We start from the raw sequence: 26,343 nt of genomic DNA on the forward strand, positions 1-26,343 counted from the left end.
ATGCTCATTAGTAGCGGCGCTCACCCCCAAATCCCCGAGGCCGCTATGCGCGCGAGGTCCCCGACATCCCCCCTCGTCGGCCCTCGCCGATTGCTGAGCGGGCCCTTTCCCCCCAGAGGGCCCGTTCAGCCCCGTTCCGCGACGGCAAGCGGAATTGCCGGATCCATTTCGAGCGCATTCCGAAGGCGACCCCCGCCGCTCTCTCGCACCTGCCTACCAGCGACTTCGGGCAAAAGCGGGCGACCTATCCGGACGTGTCGACTTCGATGAACGAGGAATGCACCGGCGAAAGCTCGCTGCGCTGGAACAACGCAGTTCGGAGCGCACAACCACCAGTTAGTCCGGCGGACAAGGTTACCGCGCCGTGATTGGTGCGTTCTCGGATCGTATTCGCCGCTGTGAATTCGATCCTATTCCGCTCCAGTACGCTCTGCGATGCTGGCCAGCCGCCTCGGGCGATCGCGAATCCGGGGCAGACGCAGAAGAATTCGGATGGCTCCATGACACGCACACCGCAACCACGACGTCCCGACGCCGCGCGCCGGTGGGGCGTGCGATGACCGCGCAGAGCGACCACGGCGGCGAGGTCGAGCAGCTGCTGCGCGCCTTCGAAGCGGCGCTGGCCGAGACCGACCTGCTCGGCAGGCACGCCGACCCCGACGAGGAGCCGGATCAGCTGCGCGACCTGCGACACCAGGTCGTGCAGTACGTGCGGGCCGTCCCGGCCGAGCAGCTGCCCCGCGCGCAGTGCGGGAACTGCTCCGGCCAGGGCGAGGTCTCGGCCGTGCACGTGCGGCGGGGCTCCCAGACCGACCTGCCCGAGGTCACCACCGCCCAGCGGCTGTGCCCCAACTGCTGGGGGACCGGGCTGACCCTGCGCCACACCGAGCAGCCACCGGAGCTGTGAACCCGGCACCCGAAAAATGGGTGGCGGCGTCCGCCGTTCAGGAGCATCGTTCTTCCCGTGGTTGTGGACCACGTCGGTGAGGAGCTCCCGTGCGATTCTCGGGCTCGCGGTGGAGCTCCTCACCGACCCCCGCCGATCCGCCGGGCGATGGGCGGACTGGTGAAAGACGTTGCTGCGAGCGGATATTATTAGTCCACATCGGATGATCGACTGGATCCTCGGGCTCTGGTAGGAAGCGCGCATGCGCTTCTACGCCGAACGACCGATTCGCGTTGCGGGACAGCTGCTCTTCGACCTCGTGGCGATCGGCTGGGTCGCCGCGTTCTGGTGGCTCGCGGACCGGGCCGAGGCCGCGGTGCTGGAGCTGCGGGCTCCCGGCCACCGGATGATCGAGGCGGGCGGCGGCCTCCGGACCACCTTCACCGACGCCGCGCGCACGGCCTCCGACGTCCCGTTCGTCGGCGACGACCTGGCGGGCGCGCTGGGCAGGGGGAGCTCGGCCGGCGACGTGCTCGTGGACGCGGGCGGGCGCGTGCTGGAGGTGATCGACCTGACCGCCGGCGCGGTGTCGGTCGCGATCGTGGCGCTCTCGCTGATCCCGGTGCTCGCGGCCTGGTTGCCGCGCCGCATCCGCTACGCCCGCGCGGCCGGGCAGGCCGTGGCGATGCGCGCCCAGGGCCCGGACCTGCTGGCGCTGCGGGCGCTGACCGAACTCCCCCACCGTCGGCTCAAGCGGGTCGGCCGCGAGCCCGCGGTGGCTTGGCGCGAGGGCGATTCCGAGGTCATCGCCCAGCTGGCCGGGATGCGGCTGGCGTCGCTGGGACTTCGGGTCAGCTGAGCGTTTCGGAGCGGTCGACGAGGCCGAGGCGCAGGTGCTCGCTGTGGTAGACGGCTTCGTCCAGCAGCTGGGCGACGTGGTTGTCGTAGAGGCTGTAGACGATGCTGCGGCCCGAGCGGGCCCCGATGACCAGACCGAGGTTGCGCAGCAGCCGCAGCTGGTGGGACACGGCGGACTGCTCCATGCCGACGGCCTCGGCGAGCTCGGTGACCGGGCGCGGCCCCTGCCGCAGCTCCGCGAGGATGAGCAGCCGGCTCGGAGTGGCCAGCGCCTGCAGCGTGTTCGCCACGTGCTGCGCCGACTCGGCGTCGAGCCTGATCTCCTCCCGTTCCACTCCGTGTCCCATGCGGGCAGTCTAGACCGCTGTTTGCATGAACGCATGTTCATGTGTTCTCCTGTGCGGGTCACGCCCGCTCTGCGAAGAGGTCTTCACCCGTGGTCACCTCCACCACCGCTCCCCCGCGCACCGCGCCACCCGCGCGGACCAGGCTGTTCGCGCTGCCCGAGATGCGGTGGGCCGCCGCCGCGCTCGGCCTGTTCCTCGCCGGGCTCGCCCTGCAGCTGTCCGGTGCTCCCGAGTGGTCCTGGTGGGCGCTCTACCTGGCCTGCTACATCACCGGCGGCTGGGAACCGGCGCTCGCCGGGCTGCAGGCGTTGCGGGAGAAGACGCTCGACGTCGACCTGCTGATGGTGCTGGCCGCGATCGGCGCCGCGTCCATCGGCGAGATCACCGACGGGGCGCTGCTCATCGTCATCTTCGCGACCTCCGGTGCGCTGGAGGCGCTGGCCACCGCGCGCACCGAGGACTCCGTGCGCGGGCTGCTCACCCTCGCCCCCGAAACCGCCACGGTCGTCACCTCCGACGGCGTCGAGCAGGTCCGGCCCGCCGCCGAGCTGGAGATCGGCGACGAGGTGCTGATCCGCCCCGGCGAGCGCGTTCCGGCCGACGGCACCGTGCTGTCCGGCTCCAGCGACGTCGACCAGGCGACGATCACCGGCGAGCCGCTGCCGGTGGACGTCACGACCGGCTCGGAGGTGTTCGCCGGCACGCTCAACGGCACCGGGGCGCTGCGCGTGTGGGTCGGGCGCCGGGCCGAGGACTCCGTGGTCGCGCGGATCGCGGCGCTGGTCGAGCAGGCCGGGCAGACCAAGGCGCGCACCCAGCTGTTCATCGAGAAGGTCGAGCAGCGCTACTCGATCGGCATGGTCATCGCGACCGTCGCGCTGTTCACCATCCCGCTGCTGCTGGGCTCCGACCTGCGGGAATCGCTGCTGCGGGCGATGACGTTCATGATCGTCGCCTCGCCGTGCGCGGTGGTGCTGGCGACGATGCCGCCGCTGCTGGCCGCCATCGCCAACGCCGGACGGCACGGCGTGCTGGTCAAGTCCGCCGTGGTGATGGAGCACCTGGGCACGACCACCAAGGTCGCCTTCGACAAGACCGGGACCCTGACCCGCGGCACCCCGGAGGTCGCCGAGGTGCGCGTGCTGGACCCGGCGTTCTCCCGCGACGAGCTGCTGCGGTTGGCCGCGGCGGCCGAGCGGTCCAGCGAGCACCCGCTGGCGGCGGCCGTGGTGCGCGCCGCCGAGCGCGAGGAGCTGACGCTGCCGCCCGCCGAGGAGTTCGCGGCGCTTCCGGGGCGCGGCGTCACCGCCCGGGTCGCGGGCCACCACGTCGAGATCGGGGCCGCGCCCGACAACTACGAGGTCACCGCAGGCCGCACCCCGGTGCTGGTGCGGCGGGACGGCGAGCCGGTGGGCCTGCTGGCCATCACCGACCGGCCGCGACCGGAGGCCGCCGAGGCCGTGGCCTCGACCCGGGCGCTGACCAGCGATCCCGTGCTGCTGACCGGCGACAGCGCGGCCGGGGCGAGCGAGCTCGCCGCGCACGTGGGCATCACCGACGTGCGCGCGGGACTGCTGCCGGAGCGCAAGCTCGACGAGGTCGAGGCGATGCAGGCGGCCGGGCACCGGGTCGCGTTCGTCGGCGACGGCATCAACGACGCGCCCGCCCTGGCCACCGCGCACGCCGGTGTCGCGATGGGCGGCGCCGCCTCGGACCTCACGCTGCAGACCGCGGACGCGATCATCGTCCGCGACGACCTCAACGCGATCCCGGCCGTCATCGAGCTCTCCCGCCGCGCCCGCCGCGTCGTCACGGCGAACCTCGTCATCGCGGGCACCTTCATCGCGGTCCTGGTGACCTGGGACCTCGTCGGCCACCTCCCGCTGCCGCTGGGCGTCGCGGGCCACGAGGGCTCCACGATCCTCGTCGCCCTCAACGGCCTCCGCCTCCTCCGCCGCGCGGCCTGGAAAGCGGCGTGACCCCGGCCGAACCGCTCATCCCCGGAGCGGTTCGGCCGGGCTCCGCCCGTCTACTTCAGCGCGTCGGGGCTGGCGACCAGCGAGGTGATGCGCAGGCCGGTGACCTCCAGGTGCACCTCGTCGGTGCCGGTGACGTGAATCGGCTGCGGCTGGGACATGTCCGGCAGCGAACCCTGGAAACCGCTCACCACGTAGGTGTCCGGGGCGTTGGGGCCCGAGACGGCTTCGATCTCGGTGTGGACGAGGCCGCCGGGCTGGAGGGTGAACTCCTCCGGAGCGCCCGGCACCGAGATCTTGTCGACCGGGAGCTCCTCGATGGGCGAGTTGGTCATGTCCAGCCCGGCGAGGGCGGGAACGCCGCCGTTGATCGTGCAGGTCTTGTCGGATCGGTTGCCGAAGCTGACCAGGAAGTGGCCCGGCCGGCCCTGCACCGCGCTCGCGCTGGCGATGAAGTCCTCGGCCGAGCAGTTCGAGGTGCCGATGTCGGCCCGGTCCTGGCCCTGACCCGGCTGCGCGGCCGAGACGCGGGCCACCGACGCGGTTTCCACCCCGCTGCCGTGCTGGGCCAGCGCTGCGGCTCCGCCGCCGGTGGCCAGCAGCGCGCCGCCGACGATCCCGGTGACGGCCAGGGTCTTCCTGCTGGTCTTGCTCATCACTTACCCCCAGGGTTGCGTTCGTGGCGCCCCAGCGCCTTGACACCCCTGAAGACGTCCCGTCGCCGATGTCGTTGCGTCCTGATCGAGACGAGTTTCGGCGGACGGCGCGGCGGTGGACGGTTTTAGCCATAATTGTCCGGACGAAACGGACATTGATCATGGGTGATCATGGCTAAAACCGTCCGCGGTCTCCCCGGTCCCACCGCGAGCCCGGGGAGACCCCGGCACGGCTCACATGTTCTCGGCAGCCTGCTTGATGGCCTGGCGGATCCGGCCGTAGGTGCCGCAGCGGCAGACGTTCTCGATCTTGTCGATGTCCGCGTCGGTGACGTCGTCGCCCTTCTCGTTGAGCAGCGCGACGGCGGTCATGATCTGGCCCGGCTGGCAGAAGCCGCACTGGGCGACGTCGCGATCCAGCCACGCCTGCTGCACCGGGTGCAGCTCATCTCCGTCGGCCAGGCCCTCGATCGTGGTGATCTCGGTGCCGTCGGCGTCTTCGGCCTTGACCATGCAGGTCTGGACCTCTTCGTCGTCCTGCAAGCAGGTGCAGGCCCTGCAGACGCCGACGCCGCAGCCGTACTTGGGGCCGGTGATGCGCAGCTGATCGCGCAGCACCCACAGCAGGGGCATCTCCGCCGGGACGTCGACCTCGACGTCCTTGCCGTTGACGGTGAACTCGTACTTGGGCATGTCGCTCGGGAACTCCTCGAAGGATCAGGCCGGAATCAGAAGTTGATCGGGAAGCTGCGCGGCTGAGTGCCGGTCGCACGCGCGTAGGCGCAGGCCACGGCGCCGGCCGCGACCGGAACGCCCAACTCGCCCACACCACCGGGATTTCCGGTCGGAGGCATCACGAAGACCTTCGTCTCGATCGGCGAGTGCCGCTGCCGCGCCCACTTGAAGTCGCTGAAGCTGCCCTCGCGCACCGCGCCGTTGTCGAAGTGCAGGCCAGCCTGCAGGATCGTCGAGATCCCGTCGATCAGGCCGCCCTGCATCTGCGCCTCCACGCCGCGCGGGTTGATCGCCCGCCCCACGTCGACGGCGACGAAAGCCTTGGTGACGCGCGGATTCCCGGGATCGGTGGCATCGATCTCCACCAGGCAGGCCGAGGACGAGCGGTGCTCCTCGTGCACGGCCAGGCCCTGCGCGTGGCCCTTCGGCAGCGGACGCCCCCAGCTCCCCTCGGAACCGACCTTGCGCAGGACCGCCTTCGCCCGGTCCGTCTTGAGCGAGTCCATCCGGAACTGCAGCCGGTCCTTGCCCAGCTTCGCCGCGAGCTCGTCGACGACGAGCTCCTGCGCCGCGCGGAACGATCCGCCGTGCACCCCGCGCCACTCGGCGGTCTTCACGCCGGGGACCCGCTCGCCCTTGCCGTCGATGGTGACCAGCCCGAACTCGTAGGGCACGTTCTGGCTGATGTAGAAGACGATCTCGTCGACGGGCTTGTTGATCGCCCCGAAGATCTCCGAGGTCAGCACGATGCCCGCACCGTGCGAGAGGTCGACCATCACGCCGCTCATCTTCTGCTGGAAGGAGCGGACCTTCCCGCCCCGGTAGGAGGCGATGATGCGGTGGTGGGTCGGCGGGCGCATCCGCCCGTGCCGGATCTCGTCGTTGCGGGTCCACATCAGCTTGACCGGCTTGCCGATCGCCTTCGACACCCGAGCGGCCTCGACCGCCGCGTCGTTGAAACCGCGCGCACCGAAGGAACCTCCGGCCCGCGTGATGTGCGCGGTGACGGCGGGCTGGGGAAGTCCGACGGCCTTGGCGACGTCGACCTGCACGCCCATCCCGACCTGCCCCGGGTACCAGACCTCGGCGCGGTCGCGACGCACGTCGGCCACCGCGTAGCTGACCTCCATCGGCGCGTGGCTCACCCCGGCGAAGCTGAAGCTCGCGTCGATCTTGCCCTCGCCGTCGTCGAGGTTCAGCGCGTCCATCATGCTGCCGGTCTTGTCGCTCAGCTTCGCCTGGATGTCGGCGTCGGAGGTCCGGGCTCCCGGCCCGGGAACCCAGGTGACCTGGAGCTGCTGAGCGGCTTCCAGCGCCTGCCAGGTGTTCTCGGCGCAGACCGCGACACCGCTGGGCAGTTCGACCACGTCGGACACGCCTGCCAGGCCGCGCACGGCGGAGTCGTCGAACGCCGCGACCTTCCCGTCCACTGTGGGTGGTCGCACGACGACGGCGACGACCGAGCCGGGAATCTTGATGTCACCGACGTACTGGGTGGCGCCGGTGACCATGCCGCGCGCGTCCACCCGGTTCATCGGCTTGCCGAGGACCTCGTGCTCCTCGGGCTTCTTCGGCGTCGCCGGGACGGCGGGCGCGGCGACCCGGGCGGCGTCCCGGGCCAGCTCGCCGAAGGTCACCGAGCGACCGTCGGGCGCGTGCACCGCGGTGTCCTCGACCGTCAGCTTCGCCGCCGCCACCCCCAACCGCTCGGCCGCGGCGGTGACCAGCCGGGACCGGGCGCCCGCGGCCATCGAGGCCAGCGGTTTCCACAACGCCCGAACACCGCTGGAGAAGCCGGTGAAGTGGTTGATGAACAGCTCCGGCCGGGCATCGGAGATCTCGACGACGACGTCGGAGGGCCGGGCGTTCATCTCCTCGGCGATCATCATGACCACGGAGGTGTTGATGCCCTGCCCGACTTCCAGCCGCGGCATCTCGAACCGGACCTTGTTGGTACCGGTGATCTCCAGCCGCATCAGCGGCATCGTGGGCATGGCCAGCAGCGTGACGGCGTCGGCGAAGTCGACCATCGGCTCCAGCGGCGGCAGCGGGACCGGGATCTGGGTCTTCGCCGCGGTGGCGACGGCCTGGCCTTCCGGGAGCAGTTGCGCGGCGACGGTCAGCGTCGGGGCGGCCATCACGTAGGTGAGGAAGCGCCGACGCCCCACACCGGATGCCCGTTCCGAATCCGCCGCCGTCGCCCCCTCGGGGGTGTCAGGCATGACCATTCAGGACTCCTCTCAAGGGTTGCCCGAGCAACAACCCCAAGCTTCGGCTCGAACACGGCGAGCAGGGCGTGACAAGCCCACACGCGGCGTTCAGCGCTCCGCGCCTCAGGAACCCCCGCAGATGTGACCGTGCGTGTTGAGCCGTATGCGCAGACACACCCTGCTGACTACGGCGGAGCACCATAGCGGAGTCAATAAGCACCTGTGCGTGACGAAATCGGGCCATTCCCAACCTGAACGCACCAGTTCCTGATCACTGTCGGGTGAACCCAAGCAAACGCTTGCCCCGGACCTGCGGAAACGGCGAATCGGGCGCCTTCCGCCCGCACCGGACATCTCACACGACCCCGGCGGCGCATATCGTTGAGTGACGCAACCGATACCGCTTCGTCACCACCGCCCGGCGCCGAACACCGTTTCCGCGCGCCCGGCAACGGAACTCGGCCGCGCGCGGTTCTCACGCACCGCTACGACGCGCGCTCACAGGTCGAGTTCGACCTCGCCGCGCGCCCGGGACACGCAGGGCGCGATCCGGGTGGCCCGCTCCTCCTCGGGCAGCACGAGGTCGCGGTGCAGCGGCACGCCACCGGTGACCTCGACGACGCACTCCCCGCACACGCCCCGGCGGCAGCGGTTCGCCACCGCCACACCGGCGGATTCCAGCGCCTCCAGCAGGGTTTCGCCGTCCTCCACCGGCACGGACGTCCCACTGCGACGCAGCTGCGCGGTGAACGGCTCGCCCCCGGCGGGCCGCGCACCGAAGCGCTCGACGTGCACCCGGCTGCCCGGCCAGCCCGCTTCGCGGGCGCGCGCGGTCACCTCGGCGAGGAACGACTCCGGGCCGCACGCGTAGAGGTGGGTGCCCAGCGGTTGGTCGGCGAGGTCCAGCCCGCGCCAGAACCGAGCGCGGGAATCGGTGAGGTGCCCGCGCAGGTCCTCGGCGTGCACCCCGTCCCGGGAGACGTGGTGCACCTCGACCGAGCGCCGCCAGAACCGCGCGGCCCGGAAGTGCGAGAGGATCGGCGTGACACCGATCCCGGCGGCGACGAGCAGGTGGTGCCGCGCGGACTGCACCGGCGCGAAACCGCTTCGGGGGCCGTCGGTTTCGACCACGTCGCCGGGACGCAGCCGGTGCATCCAGCGGGACCCGCCGGTGCCGAGGCGCACCGAGATCTCGTAGTGCTCGGGGCGGAACCCGTCACCGGTGAGCGAGTAGGCGTTGCGCCGCTGCCGCCCGCGCTCGTCGGTGCCGCACAGCACGTCGAGGTGACTGCCGGGCACGTAGGACCGCAGGTCACCGACCAGCCGGATCCGCCGGACGCCTTCGGCGATGAGGCGGGTGTCGGAGACCGTCAGCCGGTTCATCGCCGCAACCACCCCAGCAGCTCCGGCCGGATCTCGCCGTAGCCCTTGTAGTCGGCCATCTCGTCGGGCAGTTCGGCCAGCACGGTCGCGAACTGCTCGCGCCAGGCCGGGACCAGCACCAGCTCCCGCATCGGCAGCAGGTAGGTGCGGATCAGGAACAGGATCGAGCCCGTCAGCGGCAGCCGGATCAGGTGCTGCACCTCCACCCGCAGGTGCAGGTCCTCGCCGAGGTCGCCGACCGAACCCCGCTCGGCGCCCCACTCGTCGTAGCTCTCCAGCGAGGCGTCGAGCCGGTGCCCGACGGTGGAGCTCCAGTTCAGCCGCCGGTAGCAGTCGCCGGGCTGCAGGCCGAGCAGGAACCGCTCGGCGCGCGGGATCGCGCCGTCGGCGAGGTCGCGCGGCACCGGTCCGTGCAGGTCGGTGAACGACATGCCGAGCACGAACTTGATGGACCAGTTCGACGCGAACGTGACCGCTCCGGCATCGGCGAACAGCCGTCCCCCGCGCTCGTCGAGGAGCACGAGGTCGTCGTTGACCTGGGAGGCGGCGAAGCGCAGCGGCGACTCGCCCAGCGAGTCCTCGTCACCGAACCGGAACCGCCGGGTCACGCCGAGTCTGCCGTTCTCCCAGCGGAACTCGCGGTCCCCCGTGCTGCTCAGCGTCATCGCCGGGTCGGTGGCGGCGGCTTCGGCGAGCAGGTGCAGCAGCGCGTCCCAACCGGCCTCCCGCATGTGCGGGAGCTCGACGTGCCTGCCCGGGTCGCGGCGCAGGATCGCGGCGCGCTCGACCAGTTCGGCCTCGTAGTCGGCGTGGAAGTCGAGGACGGTGCCGCCCCACTCCCCCGCCGCCGTGCGGTGCGCGCGGGGCGCGGCCTCGACGTTGACGCTGTAGCGGTAGTGGTCGCCTTCCAGCGGCCACGGGAACCGCCGCACCCGCTCGGGCAGCATCACCGGAACGCCTCCACGTCGGCGTGGAACCCCAGGTAGGAGCCCCGGTGGCGGGAGAGGTGGCTGTAGATGTGCAACGGCTGCCCGCAACCGGAGCAGGTGGCGCGGGAGCCGGGCCGGGCCGTCACCGGGGTCTCGGCCGTGCAGTGCGCGCAGTGCACCAGCAGCCGCTCGCGGGAGGTGACGTGGCAGCGGACCTCCTCGTCCACGGCCCCGGCTGCAAGCGCTCGCGCCCGCAAGGCGAGGACGTCGGCCTCCGGACCGGCCAGCATCAGCCGCCACCCGACCCGCGCCCGCCCGAGCTGCTCGTCCAGGGCGTCGACGACCTCGTCGGCGCTGCCGGCCTGGGTCGTCCACACCGGACTGAGCGCAGTTTTCATGAGAACTTCCCCCACCCAACCACGCACGATCGCCTCGGCCGAGCCCCCGATCCCGACGAACGCGTAGCTCGTCCCCTCGGGATCGACGGCGACCCGCGCGGGCCACTCGGGCAGGCTGGTGCGGGCACCGGCCGCCATCCGCTCGTCCACCCGCCGAGTACACAAAGGCCGGGCGCGGTGTGTCAACCGCGCCCGGCCCAGGTCACGCCGCTGCTGAACCGGCCGGAGCTACTGGACCGCCCAGTACCCGAAGGCATGGAAGTCCGGGGACGGGCCGAACGGGCTCATCGGCGCCAGGCGGATCGTCAGGTCCGGGCCGGTCACCAGGTGCCCGGGGATCGTGATGACGGTCTCCGACCAGCCCTTCTGCTCCGGCTTGAGCCAGTGCTTGCCCAGGTCGGTGCCGTCGGCGTACACCCGCACGTCGCGCGCGCCGGTGTACAGGCCGGGCTTGGGACCGGTGGAGTCGTGGCGGGCGACGAGCCGCACCTGCCGGCCCGGGACGAGGTCGTGGAGCGTGAACTCCTCCTCGCCGATGATGTGCCGGGCGCTGTCGACGACCTCGTGCCCACCTGTTTCGAGGGTGCGGGCCTCGGTCATCGGCTGGAACCCGGCGCGCGCGGTGTGCACCTCGTGGTCGTGGTCGGCCTCGGAGGTCATCGACCCGACGTCGACGTAGTCGCGGATGGTGCCGGTGACCGGGCGGATCGGCTCGTCACCGGTGTCGATCAGGCTCCAGTCGGCCTTGTAGACCGTCATGACCGGCAGCGACAGCACCGGGGCGCCGAGCACCCCGGCGTCGGCGAGGTGCTCCAGCTGCACGCCGCTGGGCATCCGGTCGTAGATGGCGATGTAGTCGGGCCGGTCCTCGGGCGACATCGCGCGCAGCTCCTCGTAGAGCGCGCCCATGCCGTTGAGCGCGGGCTCGGCCAGCCCGTTGGTGGTCAGGCCGACGAGGTCGACGGTCGGGTGCCCGCCCAGGTAGGCGGCGGCGCCGACGTCGTGCACGCCCAGCCGCGCGTCCTCCGGCAGGTTGCCCTTGGTCCAGTTGGCCAGCGCGACCACGCGCTCCCGGATGCCGCCCGAGTCCTGCACGGCGTTGTGCACCCAGGTCGGCACCGACAGGGCCGTGAACAGCGCGGCCACCGCCAGCAGCGCCACCGGGGTCTTGTCGCCCAGGCGCAGCCGCTTGCCGACCTCGATCAGGCCGATGACGGCGGCGAGCACGAACAGCGGCAGGAACGGCTGCAGGTAGCGGACCTGCTGCCACAGCGCGGTTCCCATCGTGGAGATCGAGCCCAGCGCGAGGATCGTGCCGACGCCGATCGTCCAGCCGACCCAGCGGCGCGGGCCGCCGTCGCGCACCAGCACCGCCACGCCGAGCGCGGCCAGCGCGAGCGCGCCGGGGAAGGCGAAGTCCTGCCGGTTGAGGCCGGCGAGGATCTCCAGGAACGCCGAGAAGTTGTCCGCGGTCTTGCCCGCGAGCTCGCCGAAGCTCAGGTTCGGCATGCTCAGGTGGGATTTGGCCTGCGAGCCGTTCGGCGACGAGTGACCGGTGGTGGCCAGGTAGAACAGCAGCTGCGCGGCGATCACCACGAACGGCAGCGCGGACCAGGCCAGCGACCCGATCCGGGCGGGCAGGCTCCGGGCGCGGCGCGCGCTGACGTAGATCATCAGCGGCGGCACCACCAGCAGGAACACCAGCGCTTCCAGTCGGCACAGCGCCGCCAGCGCCGCCAGGACCGGGGTGAACCGGAAGACCCCGCTCGGCAGTTCCCGCACCAGCACCAGCAGCGTGCCGACCAGCAGCAACGAGGTGATCGAGACCTCCATGCCGCTGGAGGCGCCCCACAGCAGCGGCCCGCTGAGCGCCACCAGGAATCCCGCCCACGCACCGGCGACCGGACCGGCGACGCGACGGCCGAGCAGCACGACTCCCCCGGCGGTGAGCGCGTGGCAGACCACGCCGAACAGGACGGCGACGGGCAGGAACAGCCCGCCGTGCACGCCGAGGAAGTAGAACGCGCCCAGCACCAGCACGTAGAGCAGGCTGCTGGCGCCGGTGGAGATCGGGTCACCGTCGTTGTACTGCAGGAACTCGCCCTGCCCGATCTGCTTGGCGTACTGAGCGTGGATGAAGGCGTCGTCCAGCGGCGGGATGTAGCGGCCGCCGTTGTAGTGCACGTTGATCAGCACGAACGCCAGTCCGGCGGCCAGCGCCACCAGCGGTACCGCCCACATCCCGATCCGGTCGAGGCGCCACCGGCGCGCGGGCGCGTCCGCGCGCGTCGTCGGCTCGGCTAACTCCGGTTCGACCAGATCTTTCGTCACGCTCAACCCAACGGGTCCTTCCAGGCAGGGATTTTCGCGCCTGCACACCGTTGGGCCGGCCCGTGCGATCGACTATAGAGGGCGGTTTTCCCGGATTCGCCGGGAGCCACCGCACAACGCGGTAACCGTTCGACAACCCGGTCACCGCTCGATAACGCGGTGCTCACTGCACGGCCCAGTAGCCGAAGGACTTGTAGTCCGGGTAGGGACCGACGAATTCCTGCGTCGCGCCCATCCGCACGGTCAGGTCCGGTGAGGTGACCAGGTGGCCGGGGATGTCGATGACCGACTCGTTCCAGCCCTTCGGGTCGGGCACCAGCTCGTGCTTGCCGAGGTCGACGTCTCCCGCGAACACCCGCACCTCGCGCATCCCGGTGTAGAAGCCGCCCTTGGGCCCGCTGGCGTCGTGCCGGGCGATCAGGTGGACGGGCCGGCCGGGTTCGAGGTCGTGCAGGGTGAACTCCTCCTCACCCCAGATGTGCCGGGCGCTGTCGACCATCCGCCTCCCGCCGGAGTCGACGGTGCGCAGTTCGGTCATCGGCGGGAAGTCCGAGCGCGCGGCGTCGAGGTGGTGGTCGTGCGCGCGTTCGGAGTCCATCGAGCCGACGTTGACGCGATCGCGAATCCGGCCCTGCACGGGGGTTTCCGGCTGATCGCCGGAGCCGAACAGGCTCCAGTCGGTCTTCCAGACGGTGATCTGCGGGGTCGCCAGGACCGGGTCGGTGTAGACCCCCGCGGCGGCGAGTTTGTCGAGTTCGATGCCGCCGGGCATGGCGTCGTAGGCGGCGACGTAGTCGGGCAGCTTCTCGGGCGGGAGGGTGCGCAGCTCCTCGTAGAGCGATCCCATCCCGTTGAGCGCGGGCTCGGCCAGGTCGTTGGTGGTGAGCCCGACGAGGTCGACGGTCGGGTGGCCGCTGAGGTAGGCGGCGGCGCCGACGTCGTGCACGCCCAGCCGCGCGCCTTCCGGGAGCCCGCCCTTCGCCCAGGCGGCGAGGCTGACGAGCCGTTCCCGGATGCTGGCCGACTCGACCACCATCACGTGCGCCCACAGCGGCACCGACACGGCCGTGAACAGCGCGGCGACCAGCAGGATCGCGGTGGCCGCCCGGCCGGACAGGCGCAACCACCCGACGACCGCGCCGATGCCGATCACGGTGGCCAGCAGGAACAGCGGGAGGAACGGCTGCAGGTACCGGACCTGCTGCCACAGCGCGGTTCCCATCGTCGAGATCGCCCCCAGCGCCAGCACGGTGCCGAGACCGATCGTCAGCCCGACGTAGCGCCGGGCGTCGTCGTGCCGGGTCAGCGCGACCACGCCGACAGCGGCGAGCAGCAGCGCGCCGGGGAGGACGAAGTCCTGCCGGGTGAGTCCGCTGAGGATCTGCAGGAATTGCGAGAAGTTCTCGGAGGTCTTGCCGACGAACTCGCCGAGGTTGAAGTGCGGGATGCTGGTCAGCGACTTCGACTGGGAGCCGTTGGGCGAGGCGTGCCCGGTGGCCAGGCGGTAGAACAGCAGCTGCGCGCCGACGACCGCGAACGGCAGCAGGCACCAGGCCATCGCACCGATGCGGGCGAGTCCGGCGCGGCGGCGGCAGGCGTGCATCATCAGCGGCACCAGCACGGCGAGGAACGCGAGCGCCTCCATCCGGGACAGCGCCGCCAGCGCGGCGAGCACCGGGGTCCAGCGGAAGACCGCGGTCGGCGCTTCGCGAACCACCACCAGCAGCGTCGCGACCAGCAGGAACGCGGTCAGCGTGATCTCCATGCCGCTGGTGGCGCCCCACAGCATCGGCCCGCTGAAGGCCACCAGAGCACCGGCCCAGCGGCCGGTGGTGCGGTTGACCAGGCGCTGCCCGAGCAGCAGCACCCCGGCGGCGGTGGCGGCGTGGCAGACGATGCCGAGCAGCACCGCGGCGGGCATCAGCAGGCCACCGTGCATGCCGACGGCGTGCAGCGCGCCTAGGACGAGCACGTAGAGCAGGCTGCTGGCGCCGGTGCTGATCGGTTCGCCGTCGTGGAACCGCAGGAACTCGCCCCGCCCGATCTGCTTGCCGTACTGCAGGTGGATGAAGGCGTCGTCGAGCGACGGGATGTAGCGCCCGCCGTTGTAGTGCACGTCGACGACGACGAAGAGCAGTCCGGCCAGCAGCGCCCCCGCCGCCACCAGCCACACCGCGCGGTCCCGCTCCTGCCGGGGCGGGACCGCGCTCCACTCCGGTTGAGCCACATCCGTTGCTACTGCGTGCTTCTCGACGGGTTCTTTCTCAATCGTCACCCGAAAGGTCCTCTCGATCCGCCCAGCGGACGCCGCCCCCAGCGACCGTCGGAACCCGACACGCACCCGAACCGGATCGCGTTGCCGGGCATGGGGTCATCCACGGTGAAATTAGCCCTCTCGGAGCAGTTTCCTGGGCCAATCGGCATAGAGGTTAGACCGGAGCGGGGGTTCTCACCGCATCCGGGGGCTCAGGCGTGTTGCATTCAATCCCAGGCGTCGACCGCGTCGATCAGGTTCTCGGTCCAGGAGCGCAGGATTCGGCGCCCCTCGGAGCCGCTCGCGCCGCGCGGGTCGCCGAGGACACCGCTGTCGCTGACCGCGGCGGTGCCGCCGGTGCGCATCCGGTCGATGAGCTCGGAAAGCGGTGCGGTGTTGCCGATCTCGGCCTGTTCGAGGTGCACGACGTGCGGGCGCAGGGCCAGCATCACCGAGGTCTCGGTGCGCCCGGCGTGGCTGTCGTCGGCACGCCCGGTCGGCGACCAGGCCAGCACCCGGCGGCCCTCCGCGCGCAAGGTGCGCACGGCGTTGCGCACCGGCACGGCGTTGCCGCCGTGGCAGGAGACGAGCACGACCCCGGCGAAGGCGTCGGCGGAGCGGCCGAGCTCGGTGAGCAGCAGTTCGGTGGCGGCCTGCCCGATCGACAGGGTGCCCGGGAACGCGGCGTGCTCGCCGCTGGAACCGTAGGCGACCGGCGGCGCGATCACGACGTCGCGCTGCTCGGCGAGGCGCTCGCACAGGGCTGCGGCGATGTCGGTGTCCACCGTGCAGGGCAGGTGCGGGCCGTGCTGCTCGGTGGCGCCGACCGGGACCGCGAGCAGCCGGGGTTCCCGCAGCTCGGGCCAGGTGGTCTCGCCGAGGTTCACGCCTCGCCTCCGCCGACGGGGACGCTGCTGCGCCCGCCCCGGTCGGTGAGCACCGGCCGCAGCGCGACGGTGCTGCGCTCGCGCAGCGCGCCGCGCAGCACGCCGCAACCGTAGGCGGCGTCCTCGGCAACGCGGGCGAGGGTGTGCCGCAGCGGGTCGAGCTCGCGCGGTTCGGTGAGGTGGCGGGCGGCGACGCAGGCCAGCACGAGGCGTCCGCGCTTGCTCAGCAGCAGCGGCGGGATCGCCAGCGGCGCCCACGCGCGTCCGGCGGATTCGACGAGAAGCCTTGCGGCGCCGATGTTTCCGCGAACGGCGAGGGTGATCGACTCGCGGGCGGGGATGCCGAGCGCGCCGAGCTTGCGGGTGAGCAGCACGGCGGCCGCGCCGGTCACGGCCAGGGCCGGACGGGGGCGGCCCAGGACGACGAGCAGCCAGGCCAGCGCGCTCCACAGCGACAGCCGCACCGGGGCGACGTTCTCGCCGTGGCGGCGGCCGAGCGGACCGGCCGAGCAGCCGTAGCCGTAGCGCTGCTTGAGCAGCGCGGGCCAGCTGGGGCGCGGGGCGTGCTCGACGATCGCGGCGGGTTCGTAGCGGGCCTGGTGGCGCGCGGTGAGCCGCCAGACGAGGTCGACGTCCTCGCCGAAGCGCAGCGTCTCGTCGAAACCGCCGAGTTCGGCGAGCGTTTCGGTGCGCACGAGCAGCGCGGCGGTGGGCACGTAGCTGATCCGGCCCCCCGCGCGCACCGGGCCGGGCTGCTCGCCCAGGTCCAGCGGCGAGCAGGTCCGCTCGAACCGCTCCAGAGCCGAATCCCCTCTCCTGCTGCGGACTCTCGGCGCCGCGGCGGCGACCTCGGGGTCCTCGAAGTGCCGCAGCAGCGGGTCGAGCCAGCCGGGCTCGGGAACGGTGTCGGCGTCGAGGAACGCCACCAGCGGCGTGTCGGCGAGCCGCCACCCGGCGTTGCGGGCGGCGCCCGGTCCGCGCGCGGTGTCGTGGCGGACGGCGGCGCCGGAGATCGGAGTCGGCGAGCCGTCGTCGACGACCAGCACCCGCATCCCCTCCAGCGCGTCGAGCAGTGCGCCCGGTCGCGGGCCGCGGACCGGGACGACGACCGTGACGTCGGCGGGCCCCAGGCTCGCGGTGTCGTACTCGGGGTGCAGGACGCCGCTGCGCACCAGCCGCTGCGCGAGCGAGTTCCCGCTGGTCACGGGCTTCCCGGCCAGCCAGTCGTCGAGGAGTTCGGAGCCGCGCGCGGTGAGCCGCAGGATGCGGTACGGCGAGCCCCCGGCGACGGTCCGGCCGTCGTCGAAGCGCTGCAGGCTCGGGTCGGCCACCACTCTCACGCGGTGAACCCCCCGTCGGCGTGGACGACGGTGCCGGTGATCGCCGAGGCGCGCTCGTCGCACAACCAGCGCACGGCAGCGGCGACCTCCTCGGGTTCCAGGAGGCGGTCGACGACCTGGTGCGTCGCGAACTCCTCGACGTCGTCGAGGTCGTAGAAGGCCGCGGTGGCGGTGAGCATGTCGGTGCGGGTGGACCCGGGCGAGACCGCCGTGGCGTTGACGCCGGTGCCCCGCAGGTCGGTCGCCAGCCCCCGGATCAGCCCGACGACCGCGTGCTTGGCCGCGTTGTACCCGGCCAGGTGGTAGAGGCCGCGGTGCGCGGCGGCCGAGGCCAGCGCGACGAACCTGCCGGAGCGGGGTTCGGGTCGGCGCAGCATCGCCGGGACGGCGGCGCGGGCCAGGTTGGCCACGCCGCGCACGTCGACGTCGAAGAGCAGGTCCAGCTCGGCGTCGCCGGTCTCCCACAGCGGCGCGCCACCGGCCATGATCGCGGCCGCGGCCACGGCGGCGTCGAGCCCGCCGAACTCGGCCTCGGCGACCTGCACCGCCTCGGCCAGCGCGGCGGCGTCGCGCACGTCGGCGACGACCTCGCGCACCGACCCGGGGTGCTCGTCGGCGAGCGCCCGCAGCTCGTCGCGGGTGCCGAGCGAGTAGGGCACGCCGGGCAGGTCGGCGCACACGTCGAGCGCGACGACGTTCCAGCCGTCGGCGGCGAGCCCGCGCACGACGGCGGCCCCGACTCCCCTGGCGGCGCCGGTGACGAGGGCGACCCGGCTCATCCGCGGTACCCGTGACGTCGCAGGTAGCCCAGCAGTTCGTCGGCCGCCTCGGCCGGGTCGAGGGGTCCGACGACGGTGGGCGGGGTGCGGTCGACGAGCGCCCCGGTGAGCTCCAGGACCCGGTGGTGCGCGGTGTCGCCGCTCGGCGGCGGGTAGGCGCGCGCTCGCGGGGTGCGCGGGCGGGTGGAGATCACGTCGACGTCGGTGTCCGGCCGGGAGCCCGGCACGACGGTGATCTCCGCTTCCTGCGCGGCGAGCACGGCGGGCAGCGCGGCGCGGCGCAGCCGCAGGCCGCCCTCGACCGAGACCACGGCGGGCCTCGGCATCCGCAGGACCTCGCGTCCCCCGCCGTCGAGGCGGCGGTGCACCAGCACCCGGCCGCCGTCGAGCTCGACGTGGACGACGCCGAGCGCCTGGGCGGCGTCGAGGTGCGCGGCCAGGAACGCCGGGGTCGCGCCGGTACCGCCGTCGCCGGAGCGGTCGCCGCACAGCACCAGGTCGATCTCGGGCAGCGCGCGAGCGAGGCACCCCGCGGCGGAACCGTTGTGCGCCAAGGAGTTCAGCGGTGCGTCGAGGTCCACGCGGGTGGCCCGGTCGGCCCCGGCGGCCAGCGCGTCCCGCAGGCCCCGCTCGGTCTCCGGCGGCCCCGCGGTGATGGCGTGGACGCTGCCGCCGGTGAGCTCGGCGAGCCGCAGCGCGTGCTCCAGCGCGGCGTGCTCGGCGGGCGTCTCGCCCCGGTGGGCGGTGCCCAGCGCCCCGGTCAGCAGGTCGACCTCGACGCCCTGCCAGGACCGGCTCAGTGCCACTGCGATGCGCATGCGCTCAACCCCTCCGGAACACGACGCCGTTGCCGCCGTCGGGGTAGGTCCAGGTGATCGCCCCGGCGTTGTTGCAGATCTGGTAGCAGGTGCCGCACTCGAAGCACTGCTCGTAGTTGAACAGGATTCCGCCGTCGCCGGTGGGCACGAACAGCTTCGCCGGGCACGCCGACACGCACGCCTGGGTGGTGCAGGACCGGCAGACCTCGGTGTCGACGGTGATGTGGGCGCGCTCGCCCACGTCGAAGTCGACAGTGCCCATGCGGTCCTCGAAGGAGATGTCTCGGTACATGGCCGCCTCTCTTCAGCCGAAGGTGCGCAGACCGGTCCAGGCGTCGGCGGCGAGCTGCCGCAGCCGGACGCCGTGACGGGCGGCGGTGTTGCGGAACAGCTTGCCCAGCCGGGGTTTCGGCGCCGGGTTGCCGACGGTGAACACCCCTTGGGCGAAGTCGCACAGCAGCTTCGGGTACTGCTGCTGCACCCGGTCGGAGAGCACCAGTTCGGGCGCGCGCTGCAGCCGCTTGTGGTCGGCGAGCACGAAGTTGCCCTCCAACCGCTCCCGGTACCCGTCGAGCCCGCCGCCGGTCTCGACGGCCTCGGCGGCGGTGCGCCCGGCGGCCAGTCCGGACCCGATCGCGAAGTTGACGCCCTCCAGCCAGATCCCGGCGGCCAGGCACATCGCCGCGGCGTCGCCGGTGACGAGCATCCCGGGCGTGGACAGCGGCGGCATGCTGCGGTAGCCGCCCTCCGGGATGAGGTGCGCGGAGTACTCCTTGAGCTCGGCGTCGCGCAGGTAGGGCGCGATCGCCGGGTGCGCCTTGAGGTCGGCGACCACGTCCTCCGGCCGCCGACCGGATTTCGCCAGGTCGCTCAGCGAGAGCACGACGCCGACGCTGACGGTGTCGCGATTGGTGTAGAGGAACCCGCCGCCGGCGATGTCGCCGGTGCAGCCGAGGATCTCGAAGTCGGCGCCCTGGTCGCCGCTGAGCTGGAAGCGCTCGTCGATGGTCTTGCGCGGCAGCGCCAGGGTCTCCTTCACGCCGAGCGTCTGGTGCTCTGGGTCGGTCCGGGGCAGCAGCCCGGCCTGCTTGGCGAGGAAGGAGTTGACGCCGTCGGCGGCGATGACCACCTCCGCGCGGATGTCGCCGTCGGGCCGGTCGGTGCGGACGCCGACGACGCGCCCGTTCTCCCGGATCACGTCGGTGGCCACCGTCGAGGTGACCAGCCGGGCCCCTGCCTCGACGGCCTTGCCCGCCAGCCAGGAGTCGAAGTCGGCGCGGAAGGTCGTCATGCCGTTGTAGGGGGCGCTGCCCCAGTCCTCGGTGCGGAAGTCGACGGTGAGCGCCTGGTGGTCGGTGAGCATCATGGTGCTGCGGCGGGTCACCCAGCGCTGCACGGGCACCTCGCGCCACCACTCGGGCAGCACCTCGTCGAGCACGCGGGCGTAGACGACGCCGCCGTAGACGTTCTTGGAACCGGGGAACGGTCCGCGTTCGAGCAGGATGACGCTGCGTCCGGCGCGGGCGAGTTCGAGGGCGGCGGCCGATCCGGCGGGACCGGCGCCGACCACGACGGCATCGACTTCAGTCATCTCGCCTCCGGCGGTCGAGTTCGGCCAGGACTGCGGGGGCGTCGGCGATGATGCCGAGATCCGCCATCGCGGTCATCGGGCAGTGCGGGTCGGTGTTGATGCTGACGACGTGCTCCGGTCGTCCGAGGCCGCCGGTGTGCTGGGTGGCGCCGGAGATGCCGAACGCGACGTAGAGGTCGGGGTCGACGACGACGCCGGTGGTGCCGATCTGGCGGTCGTGCCCGGCCCAGCCCGCGTCGGTGACCACGCGGGTGGCCCCGGCGGAGGCTCCGAGCCAGGCGGCGACCTCGGTGAGCGTGCGCATCACGGCGGTCCCGTCCTCGCCCGGGCGGACGAGTCCGGCGCCGCCGCCGAGGATGCGGCGCGCTTCGGTGAGCTCGACGGTCTCGGGTTCGGGCGGGCGGACCTCGACCAGCTCGGCGTCCCGGGCGGTGCCGGGTGCCGCGTCGAGCGGGACGGGTTCGGGCGACGGCAGCGGTGTTCCGACACCGCGCACCCCGGGTGTCAGGGTGACGACGACGGGTCCGGTGAAGCGGACGCGCACCTCCACCTGGTCATCCACTCTGGACAGGTCGGCGGTGTCGGTGCCGCAGCGGACCGCGCCCGCGTGCAGCGCCCTCCCGGTGTCGAACGCCAAGCGGGGAGCGAGGTCTCGCCCGTCGGGCGAACCGGGCAGCAGCACCACCCGCACCTGGTCGAGCAGCGGAGCCAACGTCGCGGCGAGCGAACCGGGCGCCACCACGGCGGTGTCGACGGTCCAGGTGCTGCGGGCGGCGGTGAGCTCCTTGGCGGCGCGGGCGGTTCCGGTGCCGGTGAGCAGCACCGCTCCCCCGGCTTCGGCGACGGTCTCGTCGGCACCGGCGGGCAGCGCGCCGTCGCGGACGACGACGATCGCGAGGGTGTCGGGCAGCGCGCTCACAGTTCCACCGCCACTCGGTGTCCTTCGATCACGGCCGCGTGCGCGCGGCGGGGCGCGAGGCAGTCCCCTGCGCGGTGCACCGGGAACGGCGCGTCGCGCAGCTCGTGCCACAGCTCGTCGACAGGGCTCTGGTGCACGGCGCACACCACCCAGTCGACGACGTGCTCGGTGGTCTCGCCGGTGGTGTGCTTGAGGATCTGCAGCGACACGCGTTCGCCGTCGGCCGAGGCGCCCATGACGACCTCGTCGGTGCGCTGGCCGATCCCCTTGGCGTCGGCGCGGATGTTGAAGGTCTCCATGTCCAGCGTGACGCCGAGGTCCTGGCAGACGACCATGCCCGGGGTGCTGATCCGCACCCGGCAGCCCCGGTCGGCCAGCAGCTCGGCCACCGATGCGGCCTGGTGGAAGCCGAGCTCGTCGACGACGAGCACCTCGCCCTCGGGGGCGGCGTCCCCGGCGAGCACGTCCCGGACGTCCACGATCCGCTCCAGATCACCTGACCACCAAGGTTTTTGGGGCCGAGCCCCGGTGGCCAGGACGACGGCGTCTGGGTGCTCCTCGCGCAGCAGCTGCGCGGTCGCCGCGACGCCGGTCTTGACGTCGACGCCGTGCCGGGCGCACTCGGCGCGCAGGTTGCGCACCACGTCGAGGAATTCGGCCCGACCGGGAACGCTCGCGGCCTGCGCGACCTGCCCTCCGGTCTCGGGCGCCTGCTCGAACAACGTCACGTGATGGCCGCGCTCGGCGGCGGTGGACGCGGCCTGCAGCCCGGCGGGGCCGCCCCCGACCACGAGCACCCGGGATCGCCTGCGCGGCATCGGCAGCGTCACCGATTCCCTTCCGGTGCGCGGGTTCTCGATGCAGCCGAGCCAGCGGTTGAGACCCATCCGGCCGACGCACTCCTGGTTGCAGGACAGGCAGGTGCGGATGTCGGTGGCGTGCCCGGAGCGGGCCTTGGCGGCGAAGTCGGCGTCGGCGATCTGGCCGCGCACCACCCCGACAAGGTCGCAATGCCCCTCCTCCAGGGCGCGTTCGGCCTGGAGCGGGTCCTTGATGCGGCCGACGCCGACCACCGGCAGGTCCACGGCCTGGCGGATGGCGTTGGAGATGAACAGCGCGTAGCCCGGCGGGATCGCCATCGACGCCTCGATCATGTACAGCGTCGAGGTGGCCACGCCGATCGAGGTGTTGATGTAGTCGACCTTGCCGGTGGCCTCGACCATCTTGGCGACCTCGACGGCCTCGTCGATGGTGGTGCCGCCCTCGATGAGCTCGTCGCCGCAGATCCGCACGCCCAGCGCCCGGTCGGGACCGAGGGAGGCGCGGACCGCGTCGATGATCTCCAGCAGGATCCGGGCCCGGCCCGCCAGCGATCCGCCGTAGGCGTCGGTGCGCTTGTTGGTGGCGGGCGACAGGAATCCGCGCACGATCGACGAGTGCGAGCACTGCAGCTCCACCCCGTCGAAGCCGCCCTCGGCGCAGTGCGCGGCCACGGTTCCGTACCCGGCGACGACCTCGGCGATCTCGCGGGTGTCGATGGCCTTGGGGACCTCGCGGAACATCGGGTCGGGCACCGGCGAGGGCGCCCACACCGGCAGCCGCGAGTACATCGACGACGCCTGCCCGCCGTTGTGGTTGAGCTGCGCGAAGATCGGGGTCCCGTGCGCGTGCACCGCTTCGGTGATGCGCCGGTAACCGTCGATCACCGACGGGTTGAACCCGTGGATGAGCTTCTCGTACGGCCAGTCGGTGGGGTGGGTCGAGTGCTCCTCGGTGATGACGAGCCCGGCCCCGCCTTCGGCGCGCGCCGCGTAGTAGGCGGCGTGCTGCTCCGTGGGGTGCCCGTCGTGCGCGTAGTTGGTGAGGTGCGCGGAGAACACGATGCGGTTGCGCACCGTCACCGGCCCCACGCGCAGCGGGGAGAACAGGTAGCGGCTCATCGCAGACCTCCCGCCGCCCGGCGGCCTTCCAGGACCGCTTCGTGGATCGTGCGCGGCGCCACGCAGTCGCCGATCGGCAGGCCGGCGAGGCGCTGATCGGGCAACCGGTGTCCGCAGTGGACGACGGCGGCGGCCGGGCGCTCGCGGGTCTCGGCGGTGAACACGTCCTCCAGGACGACGTGCCCGTCGCGGACCTCGCGGAGCAGGGACCGCTTCTCCAGCGCCACGCCTGCCCGCTGCAGCCGGGCGTTGGCGTCGGCGAGGTCGCCGGTCAGCGCGAGTTGGGTGCCCACGACCTGATCCTGCGTCACGATCGCGGTCTCCACACCGCGACCCGCCAGCAGCTCGGCGATCCCGACCCCGACGAAGTCGCCGACGGGATCGTGCACCACCACCGGCCCGTCGGGCGTCCCGCCGCTGAGCAGCTCGACGACGTCGAGCACGACTCCCCCGTCGACCTTGAAGTTCCACGGCCCGGGCGCGGACCCGGTCGCCACCACGACCTCCCGCCCGTCCAGCTCGTCGGGCCCGGCCTCCGACCCGGTGCGCACCTGCACCCCGAGCCGCCGGACCTCGCCCTCCAGCCACTCGACCAACCCCAGCAACCGCCCCCGACCAGCGACTTCGGCGGCGGTTCGCGCCATGCCCCCGAGCCGTTCGTCCCGCTCGACGAGCTCCACCCGGCGGCCCCGGGACGCCAGCACCCGAGCGGCCTCCAACCCGGCAGGACCACCCCCGACCACCAGCGCGGGCTCCGAGGACGCGATTTCGATGGAACTCGGGTCCCCGATTTCCATCGAAATCGGGATCTCGTCGGTTTCGTGACCGGCGGTGGGGTTGCCGATGCAGGTGACGAGGGGGTTGCGGTTGTCGCGGACGGAGCACTTCTGGTTGCAGAGCACGCAGGGTCGGACCGGGACGCCTTCGCGGGTCTTCGCGACGAGGTCCGGGTCGGCGATCTGGGCTCGGGTCATCTCGACGAGGTCCGCGACGCCGTCGTCGAGGGCCCACTGGGCCTGGCCGGGGTCGACCACGCTGCCTTGCAGGACCACCGGCGTGTCACCGGCGGATTCCCGGATGCCCCGGCAGAGGTCGATGTTGAAGCCGGGTTCGGTGTGCAGGTCGGGACGGGTGGCCGAGGTGCCCATCGCCGAGCCGCGGACGACCGCGAGGTAGTCGACCTCGTCCCGGATCGACTCGACGATCCCGGAGGCGGCCTCGGGGGTGATCCCGGCCCAGGGCGCGAGTTCGTCGCAGGACAACCGCAACCCCAGCACGCCGTCGCCGATCGCCTCGCGAACGGCGGCGACGACCTCCCGCAGCAGGCGGGTGCGGTCGGTGCCGTAGTCGTCGCCGCGCTGGTTGGTCAGCCCGGACAGGAACTGCCGCAGCAGCGAGAACTGCCCGGCGTTGAGCTCGACCCCGTGCACCCCGCTGTCGACGGCCAGCCTGGCCGCGTCGGCGAAACCGCCCACCAGCGCGGAGATCTCGGGCTGCTCCATCTCCATCGGCATCTCGCGGCTGGCAACGTCGGCCACCCGCGACGGCGCCCACAGCACCTGCTGCGAGAACGCCGAGGAGCCCTGCGAGCCCGAGTGCCCGAGCCCGGCCAGCACGACAGTCCCGTGTGGACGGCAGGCCTCGGCCACTGCGGCCCAGCCGGGGCCGCACCGCGACGCCAGCGGGGCGCGTTCGTAGGGCCGGTCCGAGTCGTGGGCGCTGGCGATCTCGGTGACCAACACGCCGGTCCCACCGGCGGCGCGAGCCGCGTAGTAGGCGACGTGCCGGTCCGAGATGTCCCGCTCCCGGCCGAGATTGGTCTCGTGCGGCCCGAACAGGACGCGCGACGGTGCCTCGGCCCGGCCGAGCCGGACCGGGTGGACGAGTTTCACCGCTCGCTCACCAGCGGAGACGAGTCGCACGGCTTGGCGGGCACGGCGGGCATGCCCAGCCCGACCTTGCGCCGCGAGGAGCGCGAGTGGTCCTGGGTGGACTTCGGCAGCACGCTCTTGTCCACGATAGACAGCGCGGACTGACCGTGGCCCTGCACGCACTCGGGATCGGGCCCGTCCAGCGGCAGTCCGGTGAAGAACTTCGCCGCCATGCACCCGCCCTGGCAGGCGTCGTAGTGCGAGCAGGACGCGCAGGCGCCCGCCGACTGCGGTTGCCGCAAGTCGTTGAACAACTCCGACTCCCGCCACACGCGGGCGAAACCGCCCTCCTCGCGGACGTTGCCGCCCTTGAACACGTCGTGGATGGCGAACGGGCACGCGTAGACGTCGCCGACCGGGTCGATCAGGCACACCACCCGCCCCGCGCCGCACAGGTTCAGCCCCGGCAGCGGGGTCGATCCCAGCGCGTTGAGGTGGAAGAACGAGTCACCGGTGAGCACCTGGTCGCCGTGGGCCACCAGCCAGTCGTAGATCTGGCGCTGCTGCGCGTCGGAGGGGTGCAGCTCGTCCCACACGTCGGCGCCGCGCCCGGAGGGCCGCAGCCGGGTGATGCGCAGCTGCGCGCCGAAGCGGTCGGCGATGGCCTTGAAGTCGTCGAGCTGGTCGACGTTCTGGCTGGTCATCACCACCGAGATCTTGAAGTCGCGCATGCCCGCGTCGGAGAGGTTCTGCAGCGCCGTCATCGCCATGTCGAACGATCCGGGCCCGCGCACGGCGTCGTTGACCTCGCGGGTCGCGCCGTCGAGGGAGATCTGCACGTCGACGTAGTCGGTGGCGGCCAGCCTGCGGGCGCGCTCGGGATCGATGCGCAGGCCGTTGGTGGAGAACTTGACGCCGACCTGGTGGTCGATGGCGTAGTCGAGCAGTTCCCAGAAGTCCGGGCGCACGGTGGGTTCCCCGCCACCGACGTTGACGTAGAAGACCTGCATGCGTTGCAGCTCGTCGATGACGGCCTTCATCTCGTCGGTCGAGAGCTCGTTCGGGTCACGTCTGCCCGATGAGGACAGGCAGTGCTCGCAGGCGAGGTTGCAGGCGTAGGTCCATTCCCAGGTCAGGCAGATCGGGGCGTCCAAACCGCCCTTGAACTGCTCGACCAGCGGGAGAACCGGTGCTGTGGTGGTCATTCTCGGCTCACTTCCAACCGGACGTCGCTG

At 72.2% G+C, this 26,343-nt stretch carries 22 protein-coding genes; 3 read left to right on the forward strand and 19 right to left on the reverse strand.

Annotation, left to right across the window (positions count from 1 at the left end; all coding sequences use genetic code 11):
- Positions 1-556: 556 nt before the first annotated feature.
- Positions 557-907 carry a hypothetical protein gene (locus QFW96_RS01245; RefSeq protein WP_281453591.1) on the forward strand — a complete coding sequence of 117 codons (351 nt, stop codon included), beginning with the start codon at positions 557-559 and terminating at the stop codon, positions 905-907.
- A gap of 241 nt (positions 908-1,148) precedes the next feature.
- Complete coding sequence (locus tag QFW96_RS01250) at positions 1,149-1,745, forward strand: hypothetical protein (protein ID WP_281453592.1); 597 nt, start codon at positions 1,149-1,151, stop codon at positions 1,743-1,745.
- Here QFW96_RS01250 and QFW96_RS01255 read toward each other — a convergent pair.
- The gene (locus QFW96_RS01255; protein ID WP_281453593.1) at positions 1,738-2,091 is read right to left on the reverse strand and encodes an ArsR/SmtB family transcription factor; all 354 of its coding nucleotides are present in this window, start codon (positions 2,089-2,091) and stop codon (positions 1,738-1,740) included. The genes QFW96_RS01250 and QFW96_RS01255 overlap by 8 nt on opposite strands.
- A 161-nt stretch (positions 2,092-2,252) precedes the next feature.
- On the opposite strand from QFW96_RS01255, the gene QFW96_RS01260 reads away from it, so the two are divergent.
- The gene (locus QFW96_RS01260) at positions 2,253-4,070 is read left to right on the forward strand and encodes a heavy metal translocating P-type ATPase (RefSeq protein WP_281454013.1); all 1,818 of its coding nucleotides are present in this window, start codon (positions 2,253-2,255) and stop codon (positions 4,068-4,070) included.
- 50 nt (positions 4,071-4,120) lie between these two features.
- On the opposite strand, the gene QFW96_RS01265 is transcribed toward QFW96_RS01260, so the two are convergent.
- From QFW96_RS01265 to mftC, 18 genes are all read right to left on the reverse strand, one after another.
- Entirely contained in the window at positions 4,121-4,723 is a 603-nt protein-coding gene (locus QFW96_RS01265; protein ID WP_281453594.1) for a DUF4232 domain-containing protein, read from the reverse strand.
- A gap of 234 nt (positions 4,724-4,957) precedes the next feature.
- Positions 4,958-5,416, reverse strand: a complete 459-nt coding sequence (locus QFW96_RS01270; protein ID WP_281453595.1) for a (2Fe-2S)-binding protein — start codon at positions 5,414-5,416, stop codon at positions 4,958-4,960.
- A gap of 35 nt (positions 5,417-5,451) precedes the next feature.
- Positions 5,452-7,686, reverse strand: coding sequence for a xanthine dehydrogenase family protein molybdopterin-binding subunit (locus tag QFW96_RS01275; protein ID WP_281453596.1), 2,235 nt, complete (start codon positions 7,684-7,686; stop codon positions 5,452-5,454).
- 480 nt (positions 7,687-8,166) lie between these two features.
- Positions 8,167-9,051, reverse strand: a complete 885-nt coding sequence (locus QFW96_RS01280; RefSeq protein ID WP_281453597.1) for a PDR/VanB family oxidoreductase — start codon at positions 9,049-9,051, stop codon at positions 8,167-8,169.
- Complete coding sequence (locus tag QFW96_RS01285; protein ID WP_281454014.1) at positions 9,048-9,998, reverse strand: heme-dependent oxidative N-demethylase family protein; 951 nt, start codon at positions 9,996-9,998, stop codon at positions 9,048-9,050. The genes QFW96_RS01280 and QFW96_RS01285 overlap by 4 nt, the downstream gene beginning before the upstream one ends.
- Positions 9,998-10,528, reverse strand: coding sequence for a dimethylamine monooxygenase subunit DmmA family protein (locus tag QFW96_RS01290; RefSeq protein ID WP_281453598.1), 531 nt, complete (start codon positions 10,526-10,528; stop codon positions 9,998-10,000). Before QFW96_RS01290 ends, QFW96_RS01285 begins: the two co-directional genes overlap by 1 nt.
- Positions 10,529-10,606: 78 nt before the next feature.
- Complete coding sequence (locus QFW96_RS01295; RefSeq protein WP_281453599.1) at positions 10,607-12,709, reverse strand: hypothetical protein; 2,103 nt, start codon at positions 12,707-12,709, stop codon at positions 10,607-10,609.
- A gap of 163 nt (positions 12,710-12,872) precedes the next feature.
- Entirely contained in the window at positions 12,873-14,984 is a 2,112-nt protein-coding gene (locus tag QFW96_RS01300; protein WP_281453600.1) for a glycosyltransferase family protein, read from the reverse strand.
- 206 nt (positions 14,985-15,190) lie between these two features.
- Positions 15,191-15,850: a mycofactocin biosynthesis peptidyl-dipeptidase MftE gene (gene mftE / locus QFW96_RS01305; protein ID WP_281453601.1), complete on the reverse strand. Its 660-nt coding sequence runs from the start codon at positions 15,848-15,850 to the stop codon at positions 15,191-15,193.
- On the reverse strand, positions 15,847-17,190 hold the full coding sequence (gene mftF, locus QFW96_RS01310; protein WP_281453602.1) for a mycofactocin biosynthesis glycosyltransferase MftF: 1,344 nt from the start codon (positions 17,188-17,190) through the stop codon (positions 15,847-15,849). Before mftF ends, mftE begins: the two co-directional genes overlap by 4 nt.
- Entirely contained in the window at positions 17,187-17,969 is a 783-nt protein-coding gene (locus QFW96_RS01315) for a mycofactocin-coupled SDR family oxidoreductase (RefSeq protein WP_281453603.1), read from the reverse strand. The genes mftF and QFW96_RS01315 overlap by 4 nt, the downstream gene beginning before the upstream one ends.
- Entirely contained in the window at positions 17,966-18,787 is an 822-nt protein-coding gene (locus QFW96_RS01320; RefSeq protein ID WP_281453604.1) for a mycofactocin-associated electron transfer flavoprotein beta subunit, read from the reverse strand. Before QFW96_RS01320 ends, QFW96_RS01315 begins: the two co-directional genes overlap by 4 nt.
- Before the next feature lie 4 nt (positions 18,788-18,791).
- Positions 18,792-19,079, reverse strand: a complete 288-nt coding sequence (locus QFW96_RS01325; protein ID WP_281453605.1) for a ferredoxin family protein — start codon at positions 19,077-19,079, stop codon at positions 18,792-18,794.
- Positions 19,080-19,091: 12 nt separating this feature from the next.
- Entirely contained in the window at positions 19,092-20,378 is a 1,287-nt protein-coding gene (locus QFW96_RS01330) for an FAD-dependent oxidoreductase (protein WP_281453606.1), read from the reverse strand.
- Positions 20,371-21,297 carry a mycofactocin-associated electron transfer flavoprotein alpha subunit gene (locus QFW96_RS01335; RefSeq protein WP_281453607.1) on the reverse strand — a complete coding sequence of 309 codons (927 nt, stop codon included), beginning with the start codon at positions 21,295-21,297 and terminating at the stop codon, positions 20,371-20,373. Before QFW96_RS01335 ends, QFW96_RS01330 begins: the two co-directional genes overlap by 8 nt.
- On the reverse strand, positions 21,294-23,237 hold the full coding sequence (locus tag QFW96_RS01340) for a mycofactocin system FadH/OYE family oxidoreductase 2 (protein ID WP_281453608.1): 1,944 nt from the start codon (positions 23,235-23,237) through the stop codon (positions 21,294-21,296). Before QFW96_RS01340 ends, QFW96_RS01335 begins: the two co-directional genes overlap by 4 nt.
- The gene (locus QFW96_RS01345) at positions 23,234-25,129 is read right to left on the reverse strand and encodes a mycofactocin system FadH/OYE family oxidoreductase 1 (RefSeq protein ID WP_281453609.1); all 1,896 of its coding nucleotides are present in this window, start codon (positions 25,127-25,129) and stop codon (positions 23,234-23,236) included. The genes QFW96_RS01340 and QFW96_RS01345 overlap by 4 nt, the downstream gene beginning before the upstream one ends.
- Complete coding sequence (gene mftC, locus QFW96_RS01350; protein WP_281453610.1) at positions 25,126-26,313, reverse strand: mycofactocin radical SAM maturase; 1,188 nt, start codon at positions 26,311-26,313, stop codon at positions 25,126-25,128. The genes QFW96_RS01345 and mftC overlap by 4 nt, the downstream gene beginning before the upstream one ends.
- Positions 26,314-26,343: the final 30 nt, after the last annotated feature.

This window comes from Saccharopolyspora ipomoeae (assembly GCF_029952525.1).
Taxonomy (GTDB): domain Bacteria; phylum Actinomycetota; class Actinomycetes; order Mycobacteriales; family Pseudonocardiaceae; genus Saccharopolyspora; species Saccharopolyspora ipomoeae.